The sequence below is a fragment of the Citrobacter sp. ANG330 genome (genome assembly GCF_047467925.1).
GTDB lineage: Bacteria > Pseudomonadota > Gammaproteobacteria > Enterobacterales > Enterobacteriaceae > Citrobacter_A > Citrobacter_A amalonaticus_G.
The window spans coordinates 42,507-67,897 of the sequence record NZ_JASJUI010000005.1 but is presented as its reverse complement, the minus strand read 5'-3'; the positions used below and the strand labels follow the sequence as shown (position 1 = coordinate 67,897).

Below are 25,391 nucleotides of genomic sequence, written 5' to 3'. Positions count from 1 at the left end.
ATGAGGTGAATTGGTACAATCGTCGCGTTGTTTCTTTCCCCGGTTATTATTGATGATCAAATACCTCTGTTTGCTGTTGCTGACCTTTTCGACGGTTGTCAGTGCGGTTTTACCTGCCCGTTATATGCAAACCACAGAAGATGCGGCTATCTGGGCGCAAATTGGCGATAACATGATTACCGTGGGGAATATTCGCGCCGGGCAGATTATCTCAGTGACGCCGGTTGCCGCCGATTATTACGAGTTTAAATTTGGTTTCGGTACCGGGTTTATCGACAAGGGCCATCTGGAGCCGGTGCAGGGTAAACAACGCGTTGAGGACAGCCTCGGCGATCTCAATAAACCGCTCAGCAACCAGAATCTAATTACCTGGCAAGCCACGCCCATTTATAACGCGCCGAATGTCGGCAGCGCACCGTTTGGCTTACTGGTGGAAAATCTGCGTTATCCCATTATCAGCAAGCTCAAAGACCGGCTGAATCAAACCTGGTATCAGATCCGCATTGGTGACCGACTGGCCTGGATCAGCGCCCTTGACGCGCAGGAAGACCGTGGACTGCCGGTGCTGACCTACCACCATATTCTGCGCGATGAAGAGAATACGCGCTTTCGCCACACCTCCACCACGACATCCGTTCGCGCCTTCAGCAACCAGATGACCTGGCTGCGCGATCGCGGTTACAGCACGTTGACGATGGCTCAACTGGACGGTTATGTACGCAATAAACTGAATCTGCCTGCGCGGGCGGTAGTGATTACCTTTGATGATGGTCTGAAGTCGGTGAGCCGCTATGCATATCCGGTACTGAAGCAGTACGGCATGAAAGCGACGGCCTTTATTATCTCGTCGCGAATTAAAGTGCGGCCGCAAAAATGGGATCCCAAATCGCTGCAGTTCATGAGCATTTCAGAACTCAATGGCATCCGCGACGTGTTTGACTTTCAGTCTCATACGCACTTTTTACATCGGGTAGATGGCTATCGACGGCCAATCCTGCTCAGCCGCAGCCATCACAATATTCTGTTTGATTTTGCCCGCTCCCGGCGTGCGCTGGCCCCGTTTAATCCGCATGTGCTTTATCTTTCGTATCCCTTTGGCGGCTATAACGCGACGGCCGTGAAAGCTGCAGAAGAGGCTGGATTTCACCTGGCGGTGACAACGGTGAAAGGGAAGGTGAAGCCGGGGGATAATCCGTATTTACTGAAACGCCTGTATATCTTGAGAACGGATTCGCTGGAGACCATGTCGCGGCTGATCAGTAATCAGCCGCAGGGGTAGTTCGCTTACGCAACCTGAACCGGAATCGCTTTCGCGGTGCGTTTCATTTCGTTGTCGCCTTCGAAGTAAGCGACCTTTGGCTGCCAGCGGCGCGCTTCTTCATCGGACATGGTGACGAAGCTGGCGATAATCACAATGTCGCCCACGCTGGCGCAGTGTGCCGCCGCGCCGTTGACGGAGATGATTTTTGAACCGCGCTCGGCGGCAATCGCATAAGTAGAGAAGCGTTTGCCGTTGCTCACGTTCCAGATATCAATGGCTTCATTTTCCAGAATCCCGGCGGCATCCAGAAAATCCTGATCGATGGCGCAGGAACCTTCATAGTGCAGGTCCGCCTGAGTCACTTTCACGCGGTGGAGTTTGCCCTGCAGCATAGTGCGAATCATAACGTCTACCTTAAACTCGTATCGATAACGAAGCAGGCCGAAACCTGCTTTGAGAAATTTCTCAGGCAGTATTGCCCGATTTTTAACCCCTGTCTACTGGGTTAATGCTACCGTCTGATTGTCAATTAACCGTGCCTGGCCAAGCCATGCAGCAACCAGAATCACCGCGCGCTGGCTGTTTTCGGTCAGCTCAAGCAGCGTGTCAGCATCGCGGATCTGAATGTCATCGGGCCGGAAGCCTTTTTCCGTCAGCTCCTGTTCAGCGATGGCAATAATCTCTTCCAGTTCACGCTCGCCGGCCTGTAGTTTCTCAGCGATGCGGCTCATCACTTTATACAAACCCGGGGCGATTTTGCGTTGTTCGGCGGTGAGATACCCGTTACGTGAACTCAGGGCTAAGCCGTCTTTGGCACGAATAATCGGCACGCCGACGATCTCGATGTCGTAGCCCATATCAGCAACCATTTTGCGGATCAGCGCCAGTTGCTGGAAGTCTTTCTCGCCAAAGCAGGCGACGTCCGGTTGTACCAGATTGAACAGTTTGCTGACGATGGTAGAAACACCGCGAAAGTGGCCAGGACGGCTGGCGCCTTCCAGCATCGTCGAAAGGCCGGGTACGTCCACGTAGGTCTGCCCGTCGGTGCCCTGAGGATAGATTTGGTCCGGCGCGGGAGCAAAGACGAAATCCACCTTACGCTTGTTCAGTTTTTCGCAGTCTTCCTGCAGCGTGCGAGGGTAGCGCACCAGATCGTCCGGACGGTCAAACTGCATCGGGTTGACGAAAATACTCACTACCACGATGTCCGCACGGGCTTTGGCTTCATCAACCAGCTTCATGTGGCCGTCATGCAGGTTGCCCATCGTCGGCACCAGCGCAATGCGCTTACCTTCCTGACGGGCTCTGCGGATATGCTGACGCAGCAGCGGCAGGGTTTCAATAATCAGCACAACAAGACTCCTTAATGGAAACTGTGTTCTTCGCCCGGATAGACGCCGGACTCAACCTCGGCAATATACTGCCGTACCGCGGCGCGCATGTCGCCTGCTTGCGTAAGGAAATTTTTGGCAAATTTCGGAATATGGCCGCCGGTGATGCCAAAGGCGTCGTGCATCACCAGAATTTGTCCGTCGGTGACGTTGCCGGCGCCGATACCGATAACCGGAATGGCGAGCGCCTCCGTCACGCGTTTAGCCAGCTCAACCGGTACGCATTCCAGCACAATGAGCTGTGCGCCTGCCGCTTCCAGCGCCAGCGCATCGTCCAGCAAAACCTGTCCGGCATCGCCACGCCCCTGAATTTTATAGCCGCCGAAGATATTGACCGATTGAGGCGTCAGACCTAAATGTCCGCAGACGGGCACCGCACGCTCGGTGAGCATTTTCACGGTATCCACCAGCCAGGCGCCGCCTTCAATCTTGACCATATTCGCGCCCGCTCGCATGACGATGGCGGAATTTTCGCAGGCCTGTTCCGGCGTCGCGTAAGCCATAAACGGCAGATCGGCGAGCAGCAGGCAATTCGGCGCACCACGACGCACTGCACGTGTGTGGTAAGCGATGTCGTCTACGGTTACTGGCAGGGTAGAGTCATGCCCTTGTACCGTCATTCCCAGGGAATCTCCGACCAGCATCACAGTGATACCTTCGTCGGCAAACAGCTTCGCGAAGCTGTAGTCATAAGCAGTGATAGTAGCGAAGCGTTTTTTCTCTTGTTTGCACTTTTGCAACACTGAGATCGTGGTCGGTTTCATAACATTTCCTGATGGTGGACGTCATATTTACCGGCATTCTAGCAGTCACATTCAGGGGGGCAATTGTTTTGAGCAACTGTTTGCGCGAAAGCAATAATCAGGAATTTAGGTTAGGGCTATTACCAGCGTGCGGGTTTTTCTGCGCCAAGGTGAGTAAGTATGTGATGCAATGAGAGGCCGTCAGGGAAATGCAGGTCAGGGGCGATTTCAAACAGCGGCCAGAGCATAAAACCGCGATTTTTCATATCGTAGTGCGGCACGGTCAACCGTTCGCTGCGGATGATGCGATCGCCAAACAGCATGATATCCAGATCCAACGTGCGCGGTCCCCAGCGTTCAGCTTTGCGTACCCGGCCTTGCTGGAGTTCAATACGCTGAGTGTGATCGAGCAAAGCGTCTGGCTCGAGCGTCGTTTCCAGCGCCACGGCGGCGTTCAGGTAATCGGGCTGATCCTGCGGCCCCAGCGGCGGGGTTCGATAAAAAGAAGAGAGGGCGACAATCCGGCTTTCAGGGATCTCGCGTATCGCATTGATGGCAGCATTGACCTGCTCCAGAGGAGAGGCCAGATTGCTGCCCAGTGCGATGTAAGCGAGGGTCATGCCGTTCCTTCACGACGCGGCGCACGTTTACGCGGACGACGATGACGACGGCGCGGCGACGGATCTTCATCCAGCTCGTTCAGCATCCCTTTCTGCTCTGGCGGTGCGGAAACCTGGAACTCACCCCACCACTGCACCAGACGCTGCAGTTCGGCGTTATTTTCCACTTCGGCACGCAGCGCGAGTAAATCATACGCGGCGCGGAACTTCGGATGCTCCATCAGCTTCCAGGCACGTTTACCCTGACGACGGGACATGCGCAGCTGTAATTGCCAGATATCACGCGTCAGCGAGGTGAGACGTTTCGGGATCGCCAGCGAACGGCAGGCTTCATCCAGCACTTCATTCATCGCCAGCGCGAAGGCGTCGTAGTAGGCCAGACCGCTTTCCTGGGCGATTTTCTGCGCCATTTCCAGTAGCGGATACCAGAACATCGCGGCAAACAGGAACGCCGGATTAACACGCATATCGTTATGAATGCGGTTATCGGTATTCTTCAGCACTTGCGCAATGATGCGTTCCATCGGACTGTCGCCATTCTCGGTGAAATAGCGAGTAATGGTCGGGAACAGCGGCTGGAACAGGCTGTATTCGCGCAGCTTTTTATAGGTTTCGTAGCCGTAGCCCGCCTGCAGCAGCTTCAACGCCTCTTCAAACAAACGGGCAGGCGGCACGTCATTGATCAGGGTTGCCAGGCGCGGGATCGGCTCTGCCGTTTCCGGGCTTATCTGCATATCGAGTTTTGCCGCGAAACGTACGGCGCGCAGCATGCGCACCGGATCTTCGCGGTAGCGAGTTTCCGGATTGCCAATCAGGCGGATCACGCCATCTTCCAGATCCTGCATGCCGCCGACATAGTCGCGAACGGTGAAATCAGCGACGCTGTAATAGAGGCTGTTAATCGTGAAGTCACGTCGCTGGGCGTCTTCTTCGATGGAGCCGAAAATGTTGTCACGCAACAGCATGCCGTTTTGTCCGCGCTGGGACGTGGTGCGGTCACTTTCGCTGCCTTCGTGATGACCACGAAAAGTGGCGACTTCAATAATTTCCGGGCCAAACATGACGTGTGCCAGACGGAAACGGCGGCCGACAAGGCGGCAGTTGCGGAACAGTTTGCGCACCTGGTCTGGCGTCGCATTCGTCGTGACGTCGAAATCCTTCGGTTTTTTGCCGAGCAGAAGGTCACGGACGCCACCGCCAACCAGCCAGGCTTCGTATCCCGCTTTATTCAGCCTGTACATTACCTTCAGGGCATTTTCACTGATATCTTTGCGTGAAATAGCGTGCTGCTCGCGCGGGATGACCGTCATACGCGGACGGGCGACGGCAATTTCGGCCTCGCTCTCCTCGCGGCTTAGCACCTTGCGGCAAAAATTAGCGACTCGGGTAAAAATAGTGCACCTCGGTAGTGTCAAACAATATTCAAAATTCAGTTCAAATCGTTTGCTGTGTAAAAATAGCGGCTAATCATAGCTCAGCACGACGTATTTGAGAATGCCGGATTTACAATCGCCGAGTTCGGGACTGTCGAAAGCGTCCAGCTTGCCACCGCAGATGTCAGGATCTCGTCGACGCGCATCTCCTGCCATGGCAAATCACTGTGTTGCCCGAGAAAGCGCAGCGCCTCCATCAGAACGGGGCGCGGATCGCCGTGCGGCAAGGCAGGGGCATGATTCTGTTTGGAAAGTTTAGCGCCTAGTTCATTGAGCGCCAGCGGGAGATGAATATAGTCCGGGGGCGTCCAGCCGAACTGCTGGTACAGCGAAATCTGTCGTACCGTCGGCTCAATCAGATCGGCTCCGCGCACGATTTCGCTGATTCCCTGAAAATGATCGTCCACCACCACCGCCAGGTTATAGGCGAACAGTCCGTCACGGCGATGAATAATAAAATCTTCTCTGGCAAGGCGTTCGTCGGCCTGAATGTCGCCGCGTAGCCGATCGTGAAAATGGGTGACAGGATGCCGCTGTTTAATGCGCACTGCCGCCTGTTCCGGCCCGTTTTGCAACGCGCGGCAGTGGCCGTCATAAATCCCGCCAATACTCTGAATTCGCGCCCGGGTACAGGTGCAGTAGTAGCTCAACCCTCGGTCATATAACCAGGCGAGCGCTTCGCGGTAGGCATCATGGCGCTGTGACTGCCATAAAATGTCGCCGTCCCAGTGCAGGCCGTAATGTTCCAGTTGACGCAAAATAGTGTCAGCGGCACCGGGAACTTCACGAGGGGGATCAATATCTTCGATACGTACTCGCCATATTCCCTTATGGGCGCGAGCCTGTAAGTAGCTGCCGAGCGCTGCAATAAGGGAGCCAAAGTGCAGTTCACCGGAAGGTGACGGGGCGAATCGGCCAATATAGTGTGAGTCAGTCATCGTTGCAGAAAAATGAAAAGGCGGGGAAAACCCCGCCTGTTGTAAATGTGATCAAATGGGGAGGCTTAGCCTGCCATTTGTTTTTCGCGAATTTCAGCCAGCGTTTTGCAGTCGATGCACAGATCGGCTGTTGGACGCGCTTCCAGGCGACGAATACCAATTTCCACACCGCAGGATTCGCAGTAGCCGAAATCTTCGTCTTCAACCTTCTTCAGCGTTTTCTCGATCTTTTTGATCAGTTTGCGCTCACGGTCACGGTTACGCAGTTCGAGGCTGAACTCTTCTTCCTGCGCGGCACGGTCTACCGGATCCGGGAAGTTGGCAGCTTCATCCTGCATATGAGTAACGGTGCGATCGACTTCATCCCTAAGTTGATTACGCCATGCTTCAAGAATACGCCTGAAGTGCGACAGCTGGGCTTCGTTCATATACTCTTCGCCCGGTTTCTCCTGGTACGGCTCCACCCCAGCGATGGCGAGAATACTCAGGGACGATGTTTTACGGTTTTGCCCTTCTTGCATGTTGCTTCTCCTTAACACGCACTATCGATCCCCATGTTCGGGGGAAAAATCAGGTCGCTATAAATAGCAGATGCTTTTCAGGATAGCAATTAACTAAACGTAACACTTGACAACCCTGTGAGGAAAAGCGTATTTGCGCACGCGACCAGAATACTAAATAACCAATTGTTTACAACACTATAAAGTGACAGTTAATGGCTCTATCAGAGTCATACTATCGGCAGAAAGTTCCGCTTTATAAACCAGAATTTCTACCCCCTTACGCTGTGCTTCGAATAATAGTTGCGCATATTTCGCGTCAATATGGCGCGCGGGTGAAAACCGTGTAATGGCAGAGTGCAAAACGGCAAAGAAAATCACCGCGCGTTTGCCCTCAGCCGCTACGTTCATCAGTTCCCGAAGATGTTTCTGACCTCGTTCAGTAATGGCATCGGGAAAATAACCAAAGTCCTTTTCCGCTAACGTTACCGATTTCACTTCAATATAGCAGTCAGGCCGTGAATCTGCCTGTAACATAAAATCAATGCGGCTTCGTTCGGCGCCGTATTTTACTTCGCTTTTCAGCGTGGAATAGCCTGAAAGCTCTGAAATACGTCCCTGTTCAATGGCCTCTTTGGTCAGTCTGTTCGCCCATAACGTATTCACGCAAATTAACGCGCCCGTCTGGGTTTGGGTTAATTCCCAGGTGTGCGGATATTTGCGTTTGATATTCTCTGACGTCGAATACCAGACCGTATCACCGGGCGTGGCACAACCCGTCATCGCGCCGGTATTCGGGCAGTGTAGCGTGAGTTCCGTTCCGTCCGGTGTGATCACATCGGCTAAAAAGCGTTTATATCGTTGAACCAGCGTCGCGCGCTGGAGAGGGGGCGTAAAGTGCATCGCGCATTTCCTTAATTATTCGCTGAGCGACCAGCGCTGAAGTTCCGTATAACGCGTGCGACCGCGTGCAAAGGTCGAGGCATAGAGGGCAAATTCCGTGACCGGAAAGGACCAGCAAAAGCCCGGCGGCGGGATCGCCACCGCATGGCTGGCGTCGCGCAGCAGCGTGATGTGGGGATGAAACGGTTGTGGACTTTGATAGCAGCCGTTGCGTGCTGCCTGAGCCCGCAGCATATTGGCCAGTTGCAGCAGCCCGCGCGGAGACTGACGCGACCCGAGCCAGACCACCCGCGAACGTAACCATTGGCCGGCGTCATCCAGCCTGAGCGTAAATCCGGGCTGGCGAATGCGCCCGGCAAGCGTCGCCAGCGCTTTTTCCTTATCCGCGCTGACGTCGCCTAAAAAGGCCAACGTGAGATGCAGGTTTTCAGCCGCAACGGGGCGTCCCGCCTCAGGGAGGAAGTGCGCCGCCCGCCACTGTATTATCTCTTCGCGCACGGTGGAGGGGAGTTCGAGGGCAAAAAACAGCCGTTTCGGCTCAGACATCGTCGGTACTCGGTTATGAATTAACGCGATGCTACAATGCAGCGCGAAGAATGTTAACCCTCTGGAGCCATTTGTGACGTCATTGCCTGTTGCCGCTGTTTTGCCTGAACTGCTTACTGCCCTCGATTCTGCGCCGCAGGTATTGCTGAGCGCGCCGACGGGCGCCGGTAAGTCAACCTGGCTACCGCTGCAATTTCTGACGCATAAGGGGATCAGTGGGCGGATTATTCTGCTGGAACCGCGCCGTCTGGCAGCGCGCAATGTGGCGCAACGACTGGCGGAACTGCTCGGTGAAGCGCCTGGCGAGACCGTTGGCTACCGGATGCGGGCGCAATCCTGTGTGGGGCCAACGACGCGGCTTGAGGTCGTTACCGAAGGGGTTCTGACGCGTATGATCCAGCGTGATCCGGAACTCAGTGGCGTGGGGCTGGTGATCCTCGATGAATTTCACGAACGCAGTCTGCAGGCGGATCTCGCGCTGGCATTGCTGCTGGACGTGCAGCAAGGGCTGCGAGACGATCTTAAACTGCTGGTCATGTCCGCCACGCTGGATAACGATCGCCTGCAACAGTGCCTGCCGGATGCGCCAGCGATCGTTTCCGAAGGGCGCGCTTTTCCCGTTGAACGCCGCTATCAGCCGCTGGCGGCGCAATTGCGTTTTGACGAGGCCGTGGCGGTCGCCTGCGCCGAACTACTGCGCAAAGAGCCCGGCTCGCTGCTGCTGTTTTTACCCGGCGTCGGGGAAATTCTGCGCGTGCAGGAGCAATTAAGTACGCGAGTCGGCAGCGATACATTGCTGTGCCCGCTGTATGGCGCGCTGTCGCTGAATGAGCAACGTAAAGCGATTCTGCCTGCCCCGGACGGGATGCGCAAAGTCGTGCTGGCGACCAATATTGCGGAGACCAGTCTGACCATTGAGGGCATCCGGCTGGTGGTGGACTGCGCACAGGAGCGCGTCGCACGATTTGATGCACGCACCGGCTTGACCCGGTTGATCACTCAGCGCATCAGCCAGGCATCAATGACCCAACGCGCCGGTCGCGCCGGGCGTCTGGAACCGGGCATCTGCCTGCACCTGCTGGCGAAAGAGCAGGCGGAACGTGCGGCGACGCAGGGCGATGCTGAGATGTTGCACAGCGATCTCTCAGGATTGCTGATGGAGCTATTGCAGTGGGGATGTCGCGATCCCGCGCAACTGACCTGGCTGGATCTACCGCCCGCCGTCAACTTACAGGCGGCGAAACGGCTGCTACACATGCTGGGGGCGCTGGACGGCGAGCAGCTCAGTGCGATGGGGCAAAAAATGGCGGCTTTAGGTAATGACCCGCGCTTAGCGGCGATGTTAGCCAGCGCCTCCACGCCTGACGAAGCGGCTACGGCGGCAAAGCTGGCGGCCATTCTTGAGGAGCCGCCGCGAATGGGCAATACCGATCTGGGGGGGGCGTTTTCCCGACATCACCCCGCCTGGCAGCAGCGCAGCCAGCAACTTCTCAGACGTCTGCATGTCCGTAGCGGCGCAGAGGATGCCGTGCATACGGCATCGCTTCTCGCCCGGGCCTTTGCCGACCGGATTGCGCGTCGACGCAGCCAGGATGGGCGTTACCAACTTGCCAACGGTATGGGCGCGGCGCTGGACGCCGATGATGCGCTGGGACGGCATGAGTGGCTGATTGCGCCTCTGCTGTTGCAGGGCAGTACCTCGCCGGATGCGCGCATTCTGCTGGCGTTGCCGCTGGATATCGACGCGCTTGTTCAGCGTTGCCCTGAATTGCTCCAGCAGTCTGATACTATTGAGTGGGATGAAGCGCAGGGGACGTTGAAAGCGTGGCGCAGAATGCGGATAGGGCAACTGACAGTCAAAGTCCAGCCGCTGGCAAAACCGTCCGAAGAGGAGCTACACCTGGCGATGCTTAACGGCATCCGCGATAAAGGACTGAGTGTACTCAACTGGACACCGGCGGCGGAACAATTGCGGTTACGTCTGCACTGTGCGGCGAAATGGCTGCCGGAGTATAACTGGCCTGCGGTTGATGACGAGACGTTACTGGCGACGCTGGAAGAGTGGCTGTTGCCGCACATGGCCGGCGTGCATTCGCTGCGCGGCCTGAAATCGTTGGATGTTCACCAGGCATTAAGCGGATTACTGGATTATTCCCTACAGCAACGTCTGGTGAGTTCGCTACCCACACATTACACTGTGCCGACGGGAAGTCGGATTGCCATTCGCTATCACGAAGATAACCCGCCGGCGCTGGCGGTCAGAATGCAGGAAATGTTCGGCGAGGCCAGCACGCCGACGATTGCGGAGGGCCGTGTGCCCCTGGTGCTGGAGCTCTTATCCCCCGCGCAGCGGCCGTTGCAGATCACCCGCGATTTGGGCGCATTCTGGCAAGGGTCGTATCGCGAGGTGCAAAAAGAGATGAAAGGGCGCTATCCCAAACATGTCTGGCCGGACGATCCGGCGAATACCGCGCCGACGCGGCGCACTAAAAAGTATTCGTAGGCCGGATAAACGAAGCGTCATCCGGCAAATCAGCCAGATAATTGAGAGATTTCTTCTTCTGTCTTCTGACAGAAGAACAGAGAATCAGGCCTTTGCGCCTGAATGTTGCGGAGAAAAAGCATGGCCGGGAATGACCGCGAGCCAATTGGACGCAAGGGAAAACCCACGCGTCCGGTGAAACAAAAGGTGAGCCGTCGCCAACTCAGAGATGATGAGTATGACGACGATTATGATGATGACTATGAGGATGAAGAACCGATGCCGCGTAAAGGTAAGGGCAAAGGGCGTAAGCCTCGTGGTAAGCGTGGCTGGTTGTGGCTGCTGCTGAAAATTGCGATTGTTTTTGCGGTTCTGCTGGCTATTTACGGCGTCTATCTGGATCAAAAAATCCGTAGCCGTATTGATGGCAAAGTCTGGCAGTTGCCGGCGGCGGTGTATGGCCGGATGGTCAACCTTGAGCCGGAAATGTCGGTCAGCAAAAACGAAATGGTTAAACTGCTGGAAGCGACCCAGTATCGTCAGGTCAGCAAGATGACGCGTCCTGGCGAGTTTACCGTGCAGGCGAACAGCATTGAGATGATCCGCCGTCCGTTTGATTTCCCGGACAGCAAGGAGGGTCAGGTGCGCGCGCGTCTGACGTTCGATGGCGGTCATCTGGACACCATCGTCAACATGGACAACAACCGCCAGTTCGGTTTCTTCCGTCTCGATCCGCGTTTGATCACCATGCTGTCGTCGCCAAACGGCGAACAGCGTCTGTTCGTTCCGCGCAGCGGCTTCCCGGACCTGCTGGTGGATACTCTGCTGGCAACCGAAGACCGCCATTTCTACGAGCACGATGGGGTGAGTCTGTACTCCATCGGTCGCGCGGTACTGGCGAACCTGACCGCCGGACGCACGGTTCAGGGGGCAAGTACCCTGACCCAACAGCTGGTGAAAAACCTTTTCCTTTCCAGCGAGCGTTCGTACTGGCGTAAGGCCAACGAAGCCTACATGGCGCTGCTGATGGACGCTCGCTACAGCAAGGATCGTATTCTTGAGCTTTACATGAACGAGGTGTATCTCGGTCAGAGCGGCGACAACGAAATTCGTGGTTTCCCGCTGGCGAGCCTTTACTACTTTGGTCGCCCGGTGGAAGAGCTGAGTCTCGATCAGCAGGCGCTGCTGGTCGGCATGGTGAAAGGGGCCTCAATCTACAACCCGTGGCGTAACCCGAAACTGGCACTGGAACGTCGCAACCTGGTGCTGCGTCTGCTGCAACAACAGCAGGTGATCGATCAGGAACTGTACGACATGCTGAGCGCACGTCCGTTAGGCGTGCAGCCACGCGGTGGGGTGATCTCACCACAGCCCGCGTTCATGCAGATGGTGCGTCAGGAGTTACAGGCGAAGCTGGGTGATAAAGTCAAAGATCTCTCTGGCGTGAAGATCTTCACCACCTTTGACTCTGTCGCCCAGGATGCCGCAGAAAAAGCGGCAGTTGACGGAATTCCGGAGCTGAAGAAACAGCGCAAGCTGAGCGATCTGGAAACGGCGATTGTGGTGGTAGACCGCTTCAGTGGTGAAGTGCGTGCGATGGTCGGTGGGGCGGAGCCGCAGTTTGCCGGTTATAACCGTGCGATGCAGGCACGTCGTTCGATTGGTTCTCTGGCAAAACCGGCGACCTATTTGACTGCGCTAAGCCAGCCGAAAATCTATCGTCTGAACACCTGGATTGCCGATGCGCCGATTGCGCTGCGCCAGCCGAACGGCCAGGTGTGGTCGCCGCAGAATGACGATCGCCGTTATAGCGAAAGCGGAAAAGTGATGCTGGTGGATGCGCTGACGCGCTCCATGAACGTGCCGACGGTTAATCTGGGGATGGCGCTTGGTTTGCCAGCCGTTACCGATACCTGGCTGAAACTGGGCGTACCGAAAGAACAGCTGCATCCGGTTCCGGCTATGCTGCTGGGGGCGCTGAACCTGACGCCGATTGAAGTGGCACAGGCGTTCCAGACCATTGCCAGCGGCGGTAACCGCGCGCCGCTTTCCGCGCTGCGTTCGGTGATTGCTGAAGATGGTACCGTGCTGTACCAGAGCTTCCCGCAGGCGGAGCGCGCCGTTCCGGCTCAGGCGGCCTATATGACGTTGTGGACGATGCAGCAGGTGGTGCAGCGTGGTACGGGTCGTCAGCTGGGCGCGAAGTACCCGAATCTGCATCTGGCAGGTAAAACCGGGACCACCAACAACAACGTCGATACCTGGTTTGCCGGTATCGACGGTAGTCAGGTGACCATCACCTGGGTAGGGCGCGATAACAACCAGCCGACGAAGCTGTACGGTGCGAGCGGGGCGATGTCGATTTATCAGCGTTATCTGGCTAACCAGACGCCGACGCCGCTGACGTTAACTCCGCCGGAGGATATTGCGGAGATGGGCGTCGACTATGACGGTAATTTCGTCTGCAGCGGCGGTATGCGCACGTTGCCGGTCTGGACCTCAGACCCGGATTCACTCTGCCAGCAGGGTGAGATGATGCAACAGCCGACCGGAAATCCGTTCGATCAATCTTCTCAGCAGCAACCGCAGCAGCAACAGCAGCCGCCGAAGGAAGAGAAGAAAGACAGCGACGGGGTTGCCGGCTGGATTAAAGATATGTTTGGCGGTAATTAATCGCCGTGCCGGATGGCGCTTTCGCCGCCATCCGGCAATGACTTCGCAGAAACATTTCTGACTTCTTTTTTAACCCTTTCTTTTCATCTGGATATTTCTTAACCCCTCAGTTTTGGTAGGGACGCGTATCGCTTGCTATCGCAACCGCGTTTCGAATATTATTCTGCGGTCATAATAATAATTCTCGTTTACGTTATCATTCACTTTCCATCAGAGATATACCAATGGCGCGTCAAAAAACTGCTCAGCCAAAACACTCGCTGCGTAAAATTGCAGCTGTAGTTGCCACAGCGGTTAGCGGCATGTCTGTCTGTGCACAGGCGGCGGTTGAACCGAAAAAAGAAGACACGATCACCGTCACCGCAGCTCCTGCTCCGCAGGAAAGTGCATGGGGCCCGGCGGCAACCATCGCGGCACGTCAGTCTGCCACTGCGACCAAAACGGATACCCCGATTCAGAAAGTTCCCCAGTCTATTTCTGTGGTGACTGCCGAAGAGATGGCGCTGCACCAGCCGAAATCCGTAAAAGAAGCGCTCAGCTACACGCCTGGCGTCGCAGTAGGAACGCGTGGCGCGTCCAACACCTACGACTACCTGATCATTCGCGGTTTCGCTGCCGATGGCCAAAGTCAGAATAACTATCTGAACGGCCTGAAGATGCAGGGGAATTTCTACAACGATGCGGTGATTGACCCTTATATGCTGGAACGCGCGGAAGTGATGCGTGGGCCGGTTTCCGTTCTGTACGGAAAGAGCAACCCGGGTGGCTTACTGAATATGGTCAGCAAGCGTCCGACCACCGAGCCGCTGAAAGAAGTTCAGTTTAAAATGGGTACGGACAGCCTGTTCCAGACCGGTTTTGACTTCAGCGATGCGCTGGACGACGACGGCGTTTACTCTTACCGTTTAACGGGTCTGGCCCGCTCGGCGAATGCGCAGCAACAGGGGGCGGAAGAACAGCGTTATGCTATCGCGCCGTCCTTTAGCTGGCGTCCGGATGACAAAACCAACTTCACGTTCCTGTCCTACTTCCAGAACGAACCCGAGACCGGTTACTACGGTTGGCTGCCGAAAGAAGGGACCGTCAGCACGCTGCCGAACGGTAAGCGTCTGTCGACCGACTTCAATGAAGGCGCGAAAAACAATACCTACTCTCGTAATGAGAAGATGGTCGGGTATAGCTTCGACCACGAATTCAACGATACTTTTACCGTGCGTCAGAACCTGCGTTACGCGGAAAACAAAGTTTCGCAGAACAGTGTATACGGCTACGGCATGTGTTCCGATCCGTTGTACACCAAAGACGTAGCTGCACTCAAATTAAGCCCATGTAAAAGTATTCCGCAGTCACAGTGGGGTCATACGCTGACCCGTCAATACGTCGATGATAACGAAAAACTGCAGAACTTCTCTGTGGATACCCAACTGCAAAGCAAGTTTGCGACCGGCTCTCTGGATCATACACTGCTGACCGGTGTTGACTTCATGCGTATGCGTAACGACATCAATTCCTGGTTTGGCTGGGCGGGTTCGGTTGCGCCGTCTGACATCTATAACCTTGATCGCAGTGATTTCGACTTCGGATCCCATCCAGGCCCAGGCGCAGCCTATCGCGTGCTTAACAAGCAGAAGCAGACCGGGGCGTATGTGCAGGATCAGATGCAGTGGGACAAGGTGCTGGTTACGCTGGGCGGTCGTTACGACTGGGCGCAGCAGGACACTCTGGATCGTGAAGAGAATACTCAGCACTCGCGTAATGATAACGAGTTCACCTGGCGCGGCGGCGTAAACTACCTGTTCGACAACGGCGTGACTCCGTACTTCAGCTACAGCGAATCGTTCGAACCGGCGTCTACCGTGGGCGCGAATGGCAGCATCTTTGCTCCGTCTAAAGGCAAGCAGTACGAAGCGGGCGTGAAATATGTCCCGAACGATCGTCCGATCGTGCTCACCGGTGCGGTCTATCAGTTGACCAAAACCAACAACCTGATGGCCGATCCGAACGGTTCGTTCTTCTCGGTTGAAGGCGGCGAGATTCGCTCCCGCGGCGTTGAAGTGGAAGCAAAAGCGGCGCTGTCTGCCAGCGTTAACGTGGTCGGTTCCTATACCTATACAGATGCGGAATACACCACCGACACCAATTACAAAGGCAACACTCCGGCACAGGTGCCAAAACATATGGCGTCGCTGTGGGGCGATTACACGATGTTTGACGGCCCGCTCTCCGGTCTGACTCTGGGCACCGGCGTCCGCTATACCAGCTCCAGCTATGGCGATCCGGCTAACTCCTTTAAAGTCGGCAGCTACACCCTGGTGGATGCGCTGGTCCGCTATGATCTGGCACGTCTGGGCATGGCGGGTTCCAACGTCGCGCTGCACGTCAACAACCTGTTTGACCGCGAATACGTCGCCAGCTGCTTTAACACCTATGGCTGCTTCTGGGGCGCGGAACGTCAGGTCGTTGCGACGGCAACCTTCCGTTTCTAATTTTTCTTTGGGCACGCATTGCGTGCCCGCTTTACAAGTTGGCCGCTATGCAGGAACAGACCCATCATCCCGATACCACGTTTGCACTGCGTGATGTCTCCTTTCGCGTGCCCGGTCGCACGCTTCTGCACCCTCTGTCGTTAACTTTTCCCATCGGTAAAGTGACTGGCCTGATTGGTCACAATGGTTCAGGTAAATCCACGTTGTTAAAAATGTTGGGCCGCCACCAGCCGCCGTCGCAAGGGGATATCCTGCTCGATGCCCAGCCGCTGAACAGCTGGAACAGCAAAGCGTTTGCCCGCAAGGTGGCATATTTACCGCAGCAGTTGCCAGCGGCGGAAGGGATGACCGTACGTGAACTGGTGGCGATCGGTCGCTATCCGTGGCACGGGGCGCTGGGACGTTTTGGCGTGGCGGACAGAGAAAAAGTGGAAGAGGCGATCGCGCTGGTAGGGTTAAAACCGCTGGCGCATCGTCTGGTCGATAGCCTCTCCGGTGGTGAACGTCAGCGCGCATGGATAGCAATGCTGGTGGCACAAGACAGTCGCTGCCTGTTACTGGATGAACCCACCTCGGCACTGGATATTGCTCATCAGGTCGATGTCCTTGCGCTGGTGCATCGTCTCAGCCAACAACGGGGACTGACGGTGATCGCGGTGCTGCATGATATTAATATGGCTGCCCGCTACTGCGACTATCTGGTCGCGCTGCGCGGTGGCGAAATGATTGCTCAGGGTACGCCTGCCGAACTGATGCGCAGCGAAACTCTGGAGCTGATTTATGGTCTCCCGATGGGGATCCTGCCGCATCCGGCAGGGGCCGCGCCCGTGAGTTTTGTCTACTAATGCGCGGATTACCCCCCATCACTCGTCGTCGTTTATTAACGGCGATGGCACTCTCCCCACTGCTCTGGCAGATGAACACGGCGCGTGCGACCGCGGTTAACCCGCACCGGATCGTGGCGCTGGAGTGGCTGCCCGTCGAGTTGCTGCTGGCGCTTGGCGTGACGCCTTATGGCGTGGCGGATATTCCCAACTACCGCCTGTGGGTGAACGAGCCGCCGCTGCCTGCGTCGGTGATTGATGTTGGATTACGCACCGAGCCGAATCTTGAACTGCTGACCGAAATGAAGCCCTCCTACATGTTCTGGTCGACAGGGTACGGTCCTTCCCCCGAAACGCTGGCGCGAATTGCGCCCGGACGTGGCTTCAACTTCAGCGATGGCAAACAGCCCTTAGCCGTAGCGCGTCGATCGCTGATCGACATGGCGCAGATGCTGAATCTGGAATCTGCGGCTGAGCGACATCTGGCGGAATACGATCAGTTTATTGCCAGCCGGAAGCCGCGCTTTGTGCAGCGAGGCGATCGTCCGTTGCTGTTGATGACGCTGCTCGATCCGCGTCATATGCTGGTTTTCGGCCCGAACTGTCTGTTCCAGGGGGTGCTGGATGAGTACGGCATCCGTAACGCCTGGCAGGGCGAAACCAATTTCTGGGGCAGTACTGCGGTGGGTATCGATCGCCTGGCTGCCTATAAAGACGCCGACGTGCTCTGTTTTGACCATGGCAATAACAAAGAGATGGAAACGCTGATGGCGACGCCACTCTGGCAGGCGATGCCGTTCGTGCGTGAAGGTCGTTTTCAGCGCGTACCGGCAGTGTGGTTCTACGGCGCGACGTTATCGTCCATGCAGTTTGTGCGTATTCTGGATAAGGCGTTAGGGGGCAAATCGTGAGCAAACGGATTGCACTCTTCCCGGCCTCCCTCCTGCTGCTGCTGTTCATCGTCGCTGTGGGCTTGACCTGGACGAACTTCTCCATCGCGTTGCCGCGCGCTCAGTGGCAGCAGGCGCTGTGGTCGCCCAATATCGATATCATCGAACAGATGATTTTCCACTACAGTCTTCTCCCTCGTCTGGTTATCTCCCTGCTGGTCGGGGCTGGACTGGGCCTGGTTGGCGTGCTCTTTCAACAGGTGCTGCGTAACCCGCTTGCAGAACCGACCACACTCGGTGTGGCGACCGGCGCACAGTTGGGCATAACGGTCACTACGCTGTGGGCGATTCCAGGCGTACTGGCCGCGCAGTTCGCCGCACTGGCGGGGGCGTGTATCGTCGGGGCGCTGGTGTTTGGCGTCGCCTGGGGCAAACGTCTGTCTCCCGTCACGTTGATCCTCGCGGGCCTGGTCGTTAGTTTGTACTGCGGGGCAATCAATCAGTTACTGGTTATCTTCCACCACGATCAGTTGCAAAGTATGTTTCTGTGGAGCACCGGTACGCTGACGCAAACCGACTGGAGCGGGGTGCAGCGTCTGTGGCCGCAACTGCTGGGCGGGGTAATGCTCACTCTGTTACTGCTGCGCCCGCTGACCCTGATGGGGCTGGACGACGGCGTGGCGCGTAATTTAGGGCTGGCGCTGTCGCTGGCGCGTCTGGCGGCGCTATCGCTGGCGATCGTGCTCAGCGCGCTGCTGGTCAATGCGGTGGGGATTATCGGTTTTATTGGCCTGTTTGCGCCGTTGCTGGCGAAAATGCTCGGCGCGCGGCGTCTGCTGGCGCGCCTGATGCTGGCGCCGCTTATCGGCGCGCTGATTCTCTGGCTTTCCGATCAGGTCATTCTCTGGCTGACCCGCGTATGGATGGAAGTGTCCACCGGTTCTGTGACAGCGCTGATCGGCGCACCGCTGCTGCTGTGGCTGCTACCGCGACTGCGAAGTCAGAGCGCGCCGGACATGAACGTCAGCAACCAAGTGGCGACGGAACGTCAGCATGTGCTGGGTTATGCGTTGCTCGGCGGCGTGCTGTTGTTGATCGGGGCATATGTCGCGCTGTCGCTGGGGCGTAACGCGCTGGGCTGGAACTGGGCCAGCGGCGCACAGCTTGAAGAACTGATGCCCTGGCGCTGGCCGCGTATTCTGGCTGCAATGATTGCCGGTATCATGCTGGCGGTGGCAGGCTGCATTATCCAGCGCTTGACCGGGAACCCGATGGCGAGTCCTGAGGTGCTGGGGATCAGCTCCGGCGCGGCGTTTGGCGTGGTGCTGATGCTGTTTCTGGTGCCGGGCAATGCGTTTGGCTGGCTGTTGCCCGCCGGGAGTCTCGGTGCTGCCGCCACGCTGTTGATCATTATGATTGCTGCCGGACGGGGAGGATTCTCCCCCCACCGTATGCTGCTGGCCGGGATGGCGCTCAGCACGGCCTTCACTATGCTGTTGATGATGTTACAGGCAAGCGGCGATCCGCGTATGGCCGGCGTGTTAACCTGGATCTCCGGCTCGACTTATAACGCGACAAGCGAACAGGTGCTGCGCACCGGGATTGTGATGGTTGTCCTGTTAGCCATCACGCCGCTGTGCCGCCGTTGGCTAACCATTTTACCGCTGGGTGGCGATACCGCTCGTGCTGTTGGGATGGCGCTGACCCCGTCGCGTATCGCGCTGCTGTTACTGGCGGCCAGCCTGACGGCCTCGGCCACGATGACCATTGGTCCGCTGAGTTTTGTCGGGCTGATGGCACCGCATATCGCGCGGATGTTAGGTTTTCGTCGAACGATGCCACATATTGTGATGTCGGCGCTGGCGGGGGGCTTATTGCTCATCTTTGCCGACTGGTGCGGGCGGATGGTGCTGTTCCCGTATCAGATCCCGGCGGGGATACTTTCGACGTTTATCGGCGCGCCGTACTTTATCTATCTGTTACGTAAGCAGAGTCGTTGATTCGGATGTTTTTCGTGCAGGCCGGATAAGACGCTTCGCGTCGCCATCCGGCAATAAAAAAGCCGGGTGGTGGCTTTGCCTCACCCGGCCTACGGTTTAAAACGTACTCTGTTACAGCTTCGCGAACACCCGACGCGCGGCGTCGATAGTGTTATTGATGTCCTCCACACTGTGCGCCACGGACATAAAGCCCGCTTCAAACGCCGATGGTGCAAGGTATACACCCTCATCCAGCATCAGGTGGAAGAAACGTTTAAAGCGTTCCACATCGCAGGCCATCACGTCCTGATAACAGGTCACGGTTTTTGCGTTGGTGAAGAAAATCCCGAACATGCCGCCGACATGGTTAACGACCAGCGGAATCCCCGCGTCCTGCGCGGCTTTCAGTAAACCGTCGGCAAGGCGCGTGGTTAATTCATCCAGCGTTTCGTGAATGCCCGGCTGCGCGACTTCCGTCAGGCAGGCAAAACCGGCCGCCATCGCAATCGGGTTACCGGAAAGGGTTCCCGCCTGGTAAACCGGGCCGGTTGGCGCCAGCGCATCCATCACGTCACGGCGACCACCGAACGCGCCCACGGGCATACCGCCGCCGATGATTTTGCCCAGACAGGTCAGATCCGGCACCACGTTGTAGTAATCTTGTGCTCCGGCAAGCGCTACGCGAAAGCCAGTCATGACTTCGTCGATAATCAGCAGCGCGCCGAACTCATCGCACAGTGCGCGCAGACCCGGCAGAAATTCCGGCAGCGGCGGGATGCAGTTCATATTGCCTGCCACTGGCTCAACGATGATACAGGCGATCTCCTGCGGGAACTGCTCGAACGCGGCACGCACGGAATTGAGATCGTTATAGGTGCAGGTCAGGGTGTGCTTCGCGAAATCAGCCGGCACGCCCGGAGAGTTTGGCTGGCCCAGCGTCAGCGCGCCGGAACCGGCTTTTACCAGCAGGCAGTCGGCGTGGCCGTGATAGCAGCCTTCGAATTTGATGATTTTATCGCGTCCGGTGAAGCCGCGAGCCAGGCGAATGGCGCTCATCGTTGCTTCTGTTCCGGAATTCACCATTCGTACCATATCCATCGTCGGCACCAGTTCGGTGACCAGCGCGGCCATTTTGACTTCCATTTCGGTTGGCGCGCCGAAGCTCAGGCCGCGTTCGGCGGCTTCGATTACCGCGTTACGGATCGCCGGATGGTTGTGCCCCAGCACCATTGGTCCCCAGGATCCGACGTAATCGATATAGGCTTTGCCATCGACATCGTACAGATACGCGCCGTCCGCTTTTTCAATAAACAGCGGAGTACCACCCACGCCAGTAAAGGCGCGAACAGGGGAGTTAACGCCGCCGGGGATTAGCTCGCGTGCTGCGCTGTAGAGGTTTTCAGACTTACTCATGGATGGGTTCCTGGTTCGTAGAAAAAGTGAATGCCCGCTATTCTAGTTATTCAGAGAAGGTTATGAAAGTTTTGCGCATTTGAAACATTACGATTTGAAGGGGATTTTCGGGTAAGAGGCGAGTACAATGCCGCCTCTGCATTTGTATTACCAATTAATGATCATCTGATGAAGACAGAAACTCCCTCTTTTGAAGCACAGCAAATTGTGCGCTTACGGCGCAGAGACCAAATACGTCGGTTGCTGGAGCGGGATAAAACGCCGCTGGCGATCTTATTGATGGCGGCAGTGGTGGGGACGCTTACCGGTCTGGCGGGCGTGGCGTTCGAAAAAGCGGTGAGCTGGGTGCAAAATCTGCGTATCGGCGCGTTGGTGAATGTAGCTGACCATCCGCTTCTGCTCTGGCCGCTGGCGTTTATTCTCTCCGCATTACTGGCAATGGTCGGCTATTTTCTGGTGCGTAAATTTGCGCCGGAAGCGGGCGGTTCCGGGATCCCCGAGATCGAAGGTGCGCTGGAAGAGCTTCGCCCTGTGCGCTGGTGGCGTGTGTTGCCGGTCAAGTTTATTGGCGGGATGGGCACGCTGGGCGCGGGCATGGTGCTGGGGCGCGAAGGGCCGACGGTGCAGATTGGCGGGAATATTGGTCGTATGGTGCTGGATATTTTCCGTATGCGCAGCGCCGAGGCGCGCCATACCCTGCTGGCGACCGGTGCGGCAGCGGGCCTCTCGGCGGCGTTCAACGCGCCGCTGGCGGGCATTCTGTTTATCATTGAGGAGATGCGCCCGCAGTTTCGCTATAACCTCATCTCGATCAAAGCCGTTTTTACCGGCGTGATCATGTCGAGCATTGTTTTCCGCATTTTCAACGGCGAATCGCCGATCATTGAGGTGGGGAAATTGTCCAACGCGCCGGTCAATACGCTGTGGCTGTATCTGATCCTCGGGATGATTTTTGGCTGTGTGGGGCCGGTATTTAATAAGCTGGTGTTGCGCACTCAGGATATGTTCCAGCGCTTTCATCATGGAAACACCACCAAATGGGTGCTGATGGGCGGTGCGATTGGCGGCCTGTGCGGCATTCTGGGGCTGATTGAACCGGCGGCGTCTGGCGGCGGTTTTAACCTTATTCCAATCGCCGCAGCGGGCAATTTTAGCGTCGGACTGCTGCTGTTTATCTTTATTGCCCGTGTGATCACCACTTTACTTTGCTTCTCTTCGGGTGCGCCCGGCGGGATTTTTGCCCCGATGCTGGCGCTGGGTACACTGTTGGGCACCGCATTTGGGATGGCAGCGGCGGCTGGATTTCCACATTATCAGCTTGAGGCCGGAACGTTCGCCATTGCCGGAATGGGCGCGCTGCTGGCGGCCTCCGTGCGTGCGCCGCTGACCGGTATCGTGTTGGTGCTGGAAATGACCGATAACTATCAGCTCATTTTGCCAATGATTATTACCTGCCTTGGCGCAACACTATTGGCGCAATTCCTCGGCGGAAAACCGCTATACTCAACCATTCTTGCCCGCACGCTGGCAAAGCAGGAAGCGGAGCAGGCGGCAAAAAGTCAGACGACCACTGCTGGCGAGAATACTTGAATGAAATACCAGGGTATTAGATAATGACGCCAGTATTGGGTCAGAATTTGCCCAATTGCCGATGTCGTTTGGAGCAAAAATATGAGTGATGACGTAGCGCTGCCACTGCAATTTACTGAAGCAGCAGCCAATAAAGTAAAAAGCCTGATCGCGGACGAAGAAAACCCGAATCTGAAACTGCGTGTTTATATCACCGGTGGCGGTTGCAGCGGTTTTCAGTATGGTTTTACCTTTGATGACCAGGTCAACGAAGGCGATATGACCATCGAAAAGCAGGGCGTTGGCCTGGTGGTTGACCCAATGAGCCTGCAGTATCTGGTCGGTGGTTCTGTTGACTACACCGAAGGTCTGGAAGGTTCCCGCTTCGTAGTCACCAACCCGAATGCGAAAAGCACCTGCGGGTGTGGTTCTTCCTTCAGCATCTGAGTGCTGTCTGTCATGCCGGATGACGGCATAAATGCCTTATCCGGCCTACGGTGTTGTTCTGTTGTAGGCCCGATAAGCGCAGCGCCATCGGGCAAAATCAAGTCAACGGCTATTCTCATCTAACGCAAAAGTCGGCAGCTTCAGATGCCAGCGGATCGCCGCCAGGCGAATCACCAGCGTGACGACCATTCCCAACATACTGGCGGCTTCCAGCGGCATCGCGAAGGTGTAATGTGCGGTTGCATGAACGATCCCGCCGATAATACAGGCTGTTGCGTAGATTTCCGTACGCAGGATCATCGGGATTTCTCGTGCCAGCACATCGCGAATAATACCGCCGCCCACACCGGTGATGACGCCCATACAGATAGCTACCAGCGGCCCTGTCCCTGCAATAAACGCTTTGTTGACGCCGATCCCCACAAATACGGCCAGGCCGACGGCGTCCAGCACCGGCAGCATCCATTTGGGTAAGCGTCTGGGCTGGCGTACCAGCAGGATAGTCAACATGCTGGTAACCATTGCCACCACCAGATCGGTTGGATCTTTAACCCAGAAAACCGGTCCGTTATCTAATGCCATATCACGAATCGTCCCGCCGCCCACGGCGGTAACGACGCCCAATACCAGCACGCCAAACGGGTCCATACGCAGTTTCCCGGCCAACAATACGCCAGAGATAGCAAATACCGCTGTGCCGACAATATCCAGCCAATAGACGAGCATGATCAAATCCTCACAACACACCTGTTGGGGCAGGCGCTAATTCACCAGGGAAAGCGCATTACAGAGTTGTTTTGCGGCGAGGATAATACGCGGGCTTGCGCGTTCAAACCAGTCACTGTTGAGGGGAATGACAGGAATTTGTAGTTGATCACCCCAGTATTGCTTAATTTTGAGAATTTCACCTGCATCGCCGGCGACAACGATCGCTTGCGGAGAACGCGCCAGCACCTGTTCGCGACTGACCTGCGGCCAGGGAGCCCGACTACCGGCAAAGATATTTTCTCCACCGCAAAGCTCAATAACCTCGTTTTGAATCGATCCTTTTCCGCTGGTGAAGGGCGGATTGATGCCAAACTGCAAAAAAACGCGTTTTTTCGCTTTGCCTGCATACTGAGATTTTAGCTGCGAATAGTCGTCCAGCAAGGTTTGCGCGGCGTGCTTTGCCATTTCGGGGTGTGGGCTAAAGTCGGCCAGCTTTTGCAACGTGTCGGCAATTTGCTCAATGGTGACGGCGTCGATCCACATGACCTTGATACCCAGCGACGTGAGCTGATTGACTTGCCGTTCGGCATTGCCGCCGCGCCAGGCGAGAACCAAATCCGGCTTCAGCGCCACGATCCGTTCCAGATTCATCCCTTGCCAGGTGGCAACCTGTTCAATGTGTTGCGCCTGCGGCGGATAGTCAGAATAGCTACTGACGCCAACGGGGGTGATCCCGGCGGCAAAGGCGAGTTCCGTATTGGCAGGAGAGAGGGTAATCACGCGAGGTGCGGCATGTAGCCACACCGGAAGAGCTAACAGCAGGGCGACAAGCGCCCTGAAGAGTGCGTTAACCATGCGCCAGTTTCTGTACCAGCGTTTCGACCATCAGCGTGGACTGCTTCGCGGCAACGGCCAGGAACTCGTCAAAGCTCAGATGAGACTGCTGATCGGCAACGTCAGAGATTGCGCGGACCACCACAAACGGCACGCTGAAATTATGGCAAACATGCGCAATCGCAGTGGCTTCCATCTCAACGGCTATGGCCTGAGGGAAGTTATGACGGATTTTCGCAAGCCCCACGGAGCCGTTAATGAAGGCATCGCCGCTGACAATCAAGCCGCGTACTGCGTTCAGGTTCAGCTCAGAGATGCAGGACTCTGCCGCTGCAATCAGTTTTTCATCGGCTTTAAAACCGGCCGGGCAACCCGGAAGTTGGCCGAATTCATAGCCAAAAGCGGTGACGTCAGCGTCGTGATAACGCGCTTCATCAGAGACCACAATGTCGCCGACTTTCAGCGTCGGGGCGAGACCGCCAGCGGAACCGGTATTAATAATGACGTCCGGTTTGCAGCGTTCGAGCAGCAGCGTCGCGCCCAGCGCCGCCGCCACTTTACCAATACCGGATTTCAGTAGCGCAACGTCGGTTCCGTTAAGCTGACCGGTGTAAATTTCGCAACCGCCCAGAGTGAGAGTTTGACGATTTTCGATTTTGTCACGCAGCAGCGTAACCTCTTCTTCCATTGCACCAATGATGCCGATTTTCATAGATTTACTCGCGCCAGGTGAGATTTAAAGGCATAGTTT

The 25,391-nt window shown here is 56.4% G+C and carries 22 protein-coding genes and 1 pseudogene; 10 read left to right on the top strand and 13 right to left on the bottom strand.

Annotated features, from left to right (window positions below; all coding sequences use genetic code 11):
- Positions 1–52: 52 nt before the first annotated feature.
- A complete protein-coding gene (locus QNN88_RS13080; protein ID WP_414240599.1) occupies positions 53–1,279 on the top strand; it encodes a polysaccharide deacetylase family protein in 1,227 nt (408 codons plus the stop codon).
- A gap of 5 nt (positions 1,280–1,284) precedes the next feature.
- Here QNN88_RS13080 and panD read toward each other — a convergent pair whose 3' ends face one another.
- The 9 genes from panD to thpR form a co-directional block, all read right to left on the bottom strand.
- Positions 1,285–1,665, bottom strand: coding sequence for an aspartate 1-decarboxylase (gene panD / locus QNN88_RS13075; RefSeq protein ID WP_414240598.1), 381 nt, complete (start codon positions 1,663–1,665; stop codon positions 1,285–1,287).
- 93 nt (positions 1,666–1,758) lie between these two features.
- A complete protein-coding gene (gene panC / locus QNN88_RS13070) occupies positions 1,759–2,613 on the bottom strand; it encodes a pantoate--beta-alanine ligase (RefSeq protein ID WP_414240597.1) in 855 nt (284 codons plus the stop codon).
- Between the two features lie 11 nt (positions 2,614–2,624).
- Positions 2,625–3,416: a 3-methyl-2-oxobutanoate hydroxymethyltransferase gene (gene panB / locus QNN88_RS13065; protein ID WP_414240596.1), complete on the bottom strand. Its 792-nt coding sequence runs from the start codon at positions 3,414–3,416 to the stop codon at positions 2,625–2,627.
- A gap of 119 nt (positions 3,417–3,535) precedes the next feature.
- Positions 3,536–4,015, bottom strand: a complete 480-nt coding sequence (folK, locus tag QNN88_RS13060; protein ID WP_414240595.1) for a 2-amino-4-hydroxy-6-hydroxymethyldihydropteridine diphosphokinase — start codon at positions 4,013–4,015, stop codon at positions 3,536–3,538.
- Positions 4,012–5,409, bottom strand: a complete 1,398-nt coding sequence (gene pcnB / locus QNN88_RS13055; protein WP_414240792.1) for a polynucleotide adenylyltransferase PcnB — start codon at positions 5,407–5,409, stop codon at positions 4,012–4,014. The genes folK and pcnB overlap by 4 nt, the downstream gene beginning before the upstream one ends.
- Positions 5,410–5,489: 80 nt before the next feature.
- Positions 5,490–6,386, bottom strand: a complete 897-nt coding sequence (gluQRS, locus tag QNN88_RS13050) for a tRNA glutamyl-Q(34) synthetase GluQRS (RefSeq protein WP_414240594.1) — start codon at positions 6,384–6,386, stop codon at positions 5,490–5,492.
- A 65-nt stretch (positions 6,387–6,451) separates the two neighbouring features.
- Positions 6,452–6,907: an RNA polymerase-binding protein DksA gene (gene dksA, locus QNN88_RS13045; protein ID WP_003829221.1), complete on the bottom strand. Its 456-nt coding sequence runs from the start codon at positions 6,905–6,907 to the stop codon at positions 6,452–6,454.
- Positions 6,908–7,084: 177 nt separating this feature from the next.
- The gene (sfsA, locus tag QNN88_RS13040) at positions 7,085–7,789 is read right to left on the bottom strand and encodes a DNA/RNA nuclease SfsA (RefSeq protein WP_414240593.1); all 705 of its coding nucleotides are present in this window, start codon (positions 7,787–7,789) and stop codon (positions 7,085–7,087) included.
- Between the two features lie 15 nt (positions 7,790–7,804).
- On the bottom strand, positions 7,805–8,335 hold the full coding sequence (gene thpR, locus QNN88_RS13035; protein ID WP_414240592.1) for an RNA 2',3'-cyclic phosphodiesterase: 531 nt from the start codon (positions 8,333–8,335) through the stop codon (positions 7,805–7,807).
- 73 nt (positions 8,336–8,408) lie between these two features.
- On the opposite strand from thpR, the gene hrpB reads away from it, so the two are divergent.
- From hrpB to fhuB, 6 genes are all read left to right on the top strand, one after another.
- Positions 8,409–10,838 carry an ATP-dependent helicase HrpB gene (gene hrpB, locus QNN88_RS13030; RefSeq protein ID WP_414240591.1) on the top strand — a complete coding sequence of 810 codons (2,430 nt, stop codon included), beginning with the start codon at positions 8,409–8,411 and terminating at the stop codon, positions 10,836–10,838.
- A 120-nt stretch (positions 10,839–10,958) separates the two neighbouring features.
- Positions 10,959–13,490 carry a bifunctional glycosyl transferase/transpeptidase gene (gene mrcB, locus QNN88_RS13025; RefSeq protein ID WP_414240590.1) on the top strand — a complete coding sequence of 844 codons (2,532 nt, stop codon included), beginning with the start codon at positions 10,959–10,961 and terminating at the stop codon, positions 13,488–13,490.
- A gap of 224 nt (positions 13,491–13,714) precedes the next feature.
- Complete coding sequence (gene fhuA / locus QNN88_RS13020) at positions 13,715–15,976, top strand: ferrichrome porin FhuA (protein ID WP_414240589.1); 2,262 nt, start codon at positions 13,715–13,717, stop codon at positions 15,974–15,976.
- Positions 15,977–16,023: 47 nt separating this feature from the next.
- The gene (fhuC, locus tag QNN88_RS13015; protein ID WP_414240588.1) at positions 16,024–16,821 is read left to right on the top strand and encodes a Fe3+-hydroxamate ABC transporter ATP-binding protein FhuC; all 798 of its coding nucleotides are present in this window, start codon (positions 16,024–16,026) and stop codon (positions 16,819–16,821) included.
- Positions 16,821–17,711, top strand: a complete 891-nt coding sequence (gene fhuD / locus QNN88_RS13010) for a Fe(3+)-hydroxamate ABC transporter substrate-binding protein FhuD (RefSeq protein ID WP_414240587.1) — start codon at positions 16,821–16,823, stop codon at positions 17,709–17,711. Before fhuC ends, fhuD begins: the two co-directional genes overlap by 1 nt.
- Complete coding sequence (gene fhuB, locus QNN88_RS13005; protein ID WP_414240586.1) at positions 17,708–19,690, top strand: Fe(3+)-hydroxamate ABC transporter permease FhuB; 1,983 nt, start codon at positions 17,708–17,710, stop codon at positions 19,688–19,690. The genes fhuD and fhuB overlap by 4 nt, the downstream gene beginning before the upstream one ends.
- Positions 19,691–19,801: 111 nt before the next feature.
- On the opposite strand, the gene hemL is transcribed toward fhuB, so the two are convergent.
- Positions 19,802–21,082 (bottom strand): glutamate-1-semialdehyde 2,1-aminomutase, encoded by a 1,281-nt coding sequence (hemL, locus tag QNN88_RS13000; RefSeq protein WP_414240585.1) that lies wholly within the window; start codon positions 21,080–21,082, stop codon positions 19,802–19,804.
- A 168-nt stretch (positions 21,083–21,250) separates the two neighbouring features.
- Between hemL and clcA the strand changes: the two genes are divergently transcribed.
- From clcA to erpA, 3 genes and pseudogenes are all read left to right on the top strand, one after another.
- Positions 21,251–22,672: a H(+)/Cl(-) exchange transporter ClcA gene (clcA, locus tag QNN88_RS12995; protein WP_414240584.1), complete on the top strand. Its 1,422-nt coding sequence runs from the start codon at positions 21,251–21,253 to the stop codon at positions 22,670–22,672.
- A gap of 31 nt (positions 22,673–22,703) precedes the next feature.
- Positions 22,704–22,757: pseudogene (gene yadW, locus QNN88_RS12990) on the top strand (small protein YadW); the annotation flags it as partial.
- Positions 22,754–23,098, top strand: coding sequence for an iron-sulfur cluster insertion protein ErpA (gene erpA, locus QNN88_RS12985; RefSeq protein WP_042997877.1), 345 nt, complete (start codon positions 22,754–22,756; stop codon positions 23,096–23,098). The pseudogene yadW and the gene erpA, both read left to right, overlap by 4 nt.
- A gap of 102 nt (positions 23,099–23,200) precedes the next feature.
- Here erpA and QNN88_RS12980 read toward each other — a convergent pair whose 3' ends face one another.
- The 3 genes from QNN88_RS12980 to mtnN are packed head-to-tail and all read right to left on the bottom strand — an operon-like array spanning position 23,201 to position 25,352.
- Positions 23,201–23,824 carry a TRIC cation channel family protein gene (locus QNN88_RS12980; protein ID WP_414240583.1) on the bottom strand — a complete coding sequence of 208 codons (624 nt, stop codon included), beginning with the start codon at positions 23,822–23,824 and terminating at the stop codon, positions 23,201–23,203.
- Positions 23,825–23,860: 36 nt separating this feature from the next.
- Positions 23,861–24,661, bottom strand: coding sequence for a vitamin B12 ABC transporter substrate-binding protein BtuF (gene btuF / locus QNN88_RS12975; RefSeq protein ID WP_414240582.1), 801 nt, complete (start codon positions 24,659–24,661; stop codon positions 23,861–23,863).
- Positions 24,654–25,352 carry a 5'-methylthioadenosine/S-adenosylhomocysteine nucleosidase gene (gene mtnN / locus QNN88_RS12970; protein ID WP_414240581.1) on the bottom strand — a complete coding sequence of 233 codons (699 nt, stop codon included), beginning with the start codon at positions 25,350–25,352 and terminating at the stop codon, positions 24,654–24,656. Before mtnN ends, btuF begins: the two co-directional genes overlap by 8 nt.
- Positions 25,353–25,391 lie beyond the last annotated feature (39 nt).

Bases quoted from the DNA above. Each gene is read 5' to 3' on its own strand.
- QNN88_RS13080 (WP_414240599.1), top strand. From the start codon at position 53: ATGATCAAATACCTCTGTTTGCTGTTGCTGACCTTTTCGACGGTTGTC.
- panD (WP_414240598.1), bottom strand. From the start codon at position 1,665: ATGATTCGCACTATGCTGCAGGGCAAACTCCACCGCGTGAAAGTGACT.
- panB (WP_414240596.1), bottom strand. From the start codon at position 3,416: ATGAAACCGACCACGATCTCAGTGTTGCAAAAGTGCAAACAAGAGAAA.
- folK (WP_414240595.1), bottom strand. From the start codon at position 4,015: ATGACCCTCGCTTACATCGCACTGGGCAGCAATCTGGCCTCTCCTCTG.
- gluQRS (WP_414240594.1), bottom strand. From the start codon at position 6,386: ATGACTGACTCACACTATATTGGCCGATTCGCCCCGTCACCTTCCGGT.
- dksA (WP_003829221.1), bottom strand. From the start codon at position 6,907: ATGCAAGAAGGGCAAAACCGTAAAACATCGTCCCTGAGTATTCTCGCC.
- sfsA (WP_414240593.1), bottom strand. From the start codon at position 7,789: ATGCACTTTACGCCCCCTCTCCAGCGCGCGACGCTGGTTCAACGATAT.
- thpR (WP_414240592.1), bottom strand. From the start codon at position 8,335: ATGTCTGAGCCGAAACGGCTGTTTTTTGCCCTCGAACTCCCCTCCACC.
- mrcB (WP_414240590.1), top strand. From the start codon at position 10,959: ATGGCCGGGAATGACCGCGAGCCAATTGGACGCAAGGGAAAACCCACG.
- fhuA (WP_414240589.1), top strand. From the start codon at position 13,715: ATGGCGCGTCAAAAAACTGCTCAGCCAAAACACTCGCTGCGTAAAATT.
- fhuC (WP_414240588.1), top strand. From the start codon at position 16,024: ATGCAGGAACAGACCCATCATCCCGATACCACGTTTGCACTGCGTGAT.
- fhuD (WP_414240587.1), top strand. From the start codon at position 16,821: ATGCGCGGATTACCCCCCATCACTCGTCGTCGTTTATTAACGGCGATG.
- hemL (WP_414240585.1), bottom strand. From the start codon at position 21,082: ATGAGTAAGTCTGAAAACCTCTACAGCGCAGCACGCGAGCTAATCCCC.
- clcA (WP_414240584.1), top strand. From the start codon at position 21,251: ATGAAGACAGAAACTCCCTCTTTTGAAGCACAGCAAATTGTGCGCTTA.
- erpA (WP_042997877.1), top strand. From the start codon at position 22,754: ATGAGTGATGACGTAGCGCTGCCACTGCAATTTACTGAAGCAGCAGCC.
- QNN88_RS12980 (WP_414240583.1), bottom strand. From the start codon at position 23,824: ATGCTCGTCTATTGGCTGGATATTGTCGGCACAGCGGTATTTGCTATC.
- btuF (WP_414240582.1), bottom strand. From the start codon at position 24,661: ATGGTTAACGCACTCTTCAGGGCGCTTGTCGCCCTGCTGTTAGCTCTT.
- mtnN (WP_414240581.1), bottom strand. From the start codon at position 25,352: ATGAAAATCGGCATCATTGGTGCAATGGAAGAAGAGGTTACGCTGCTG.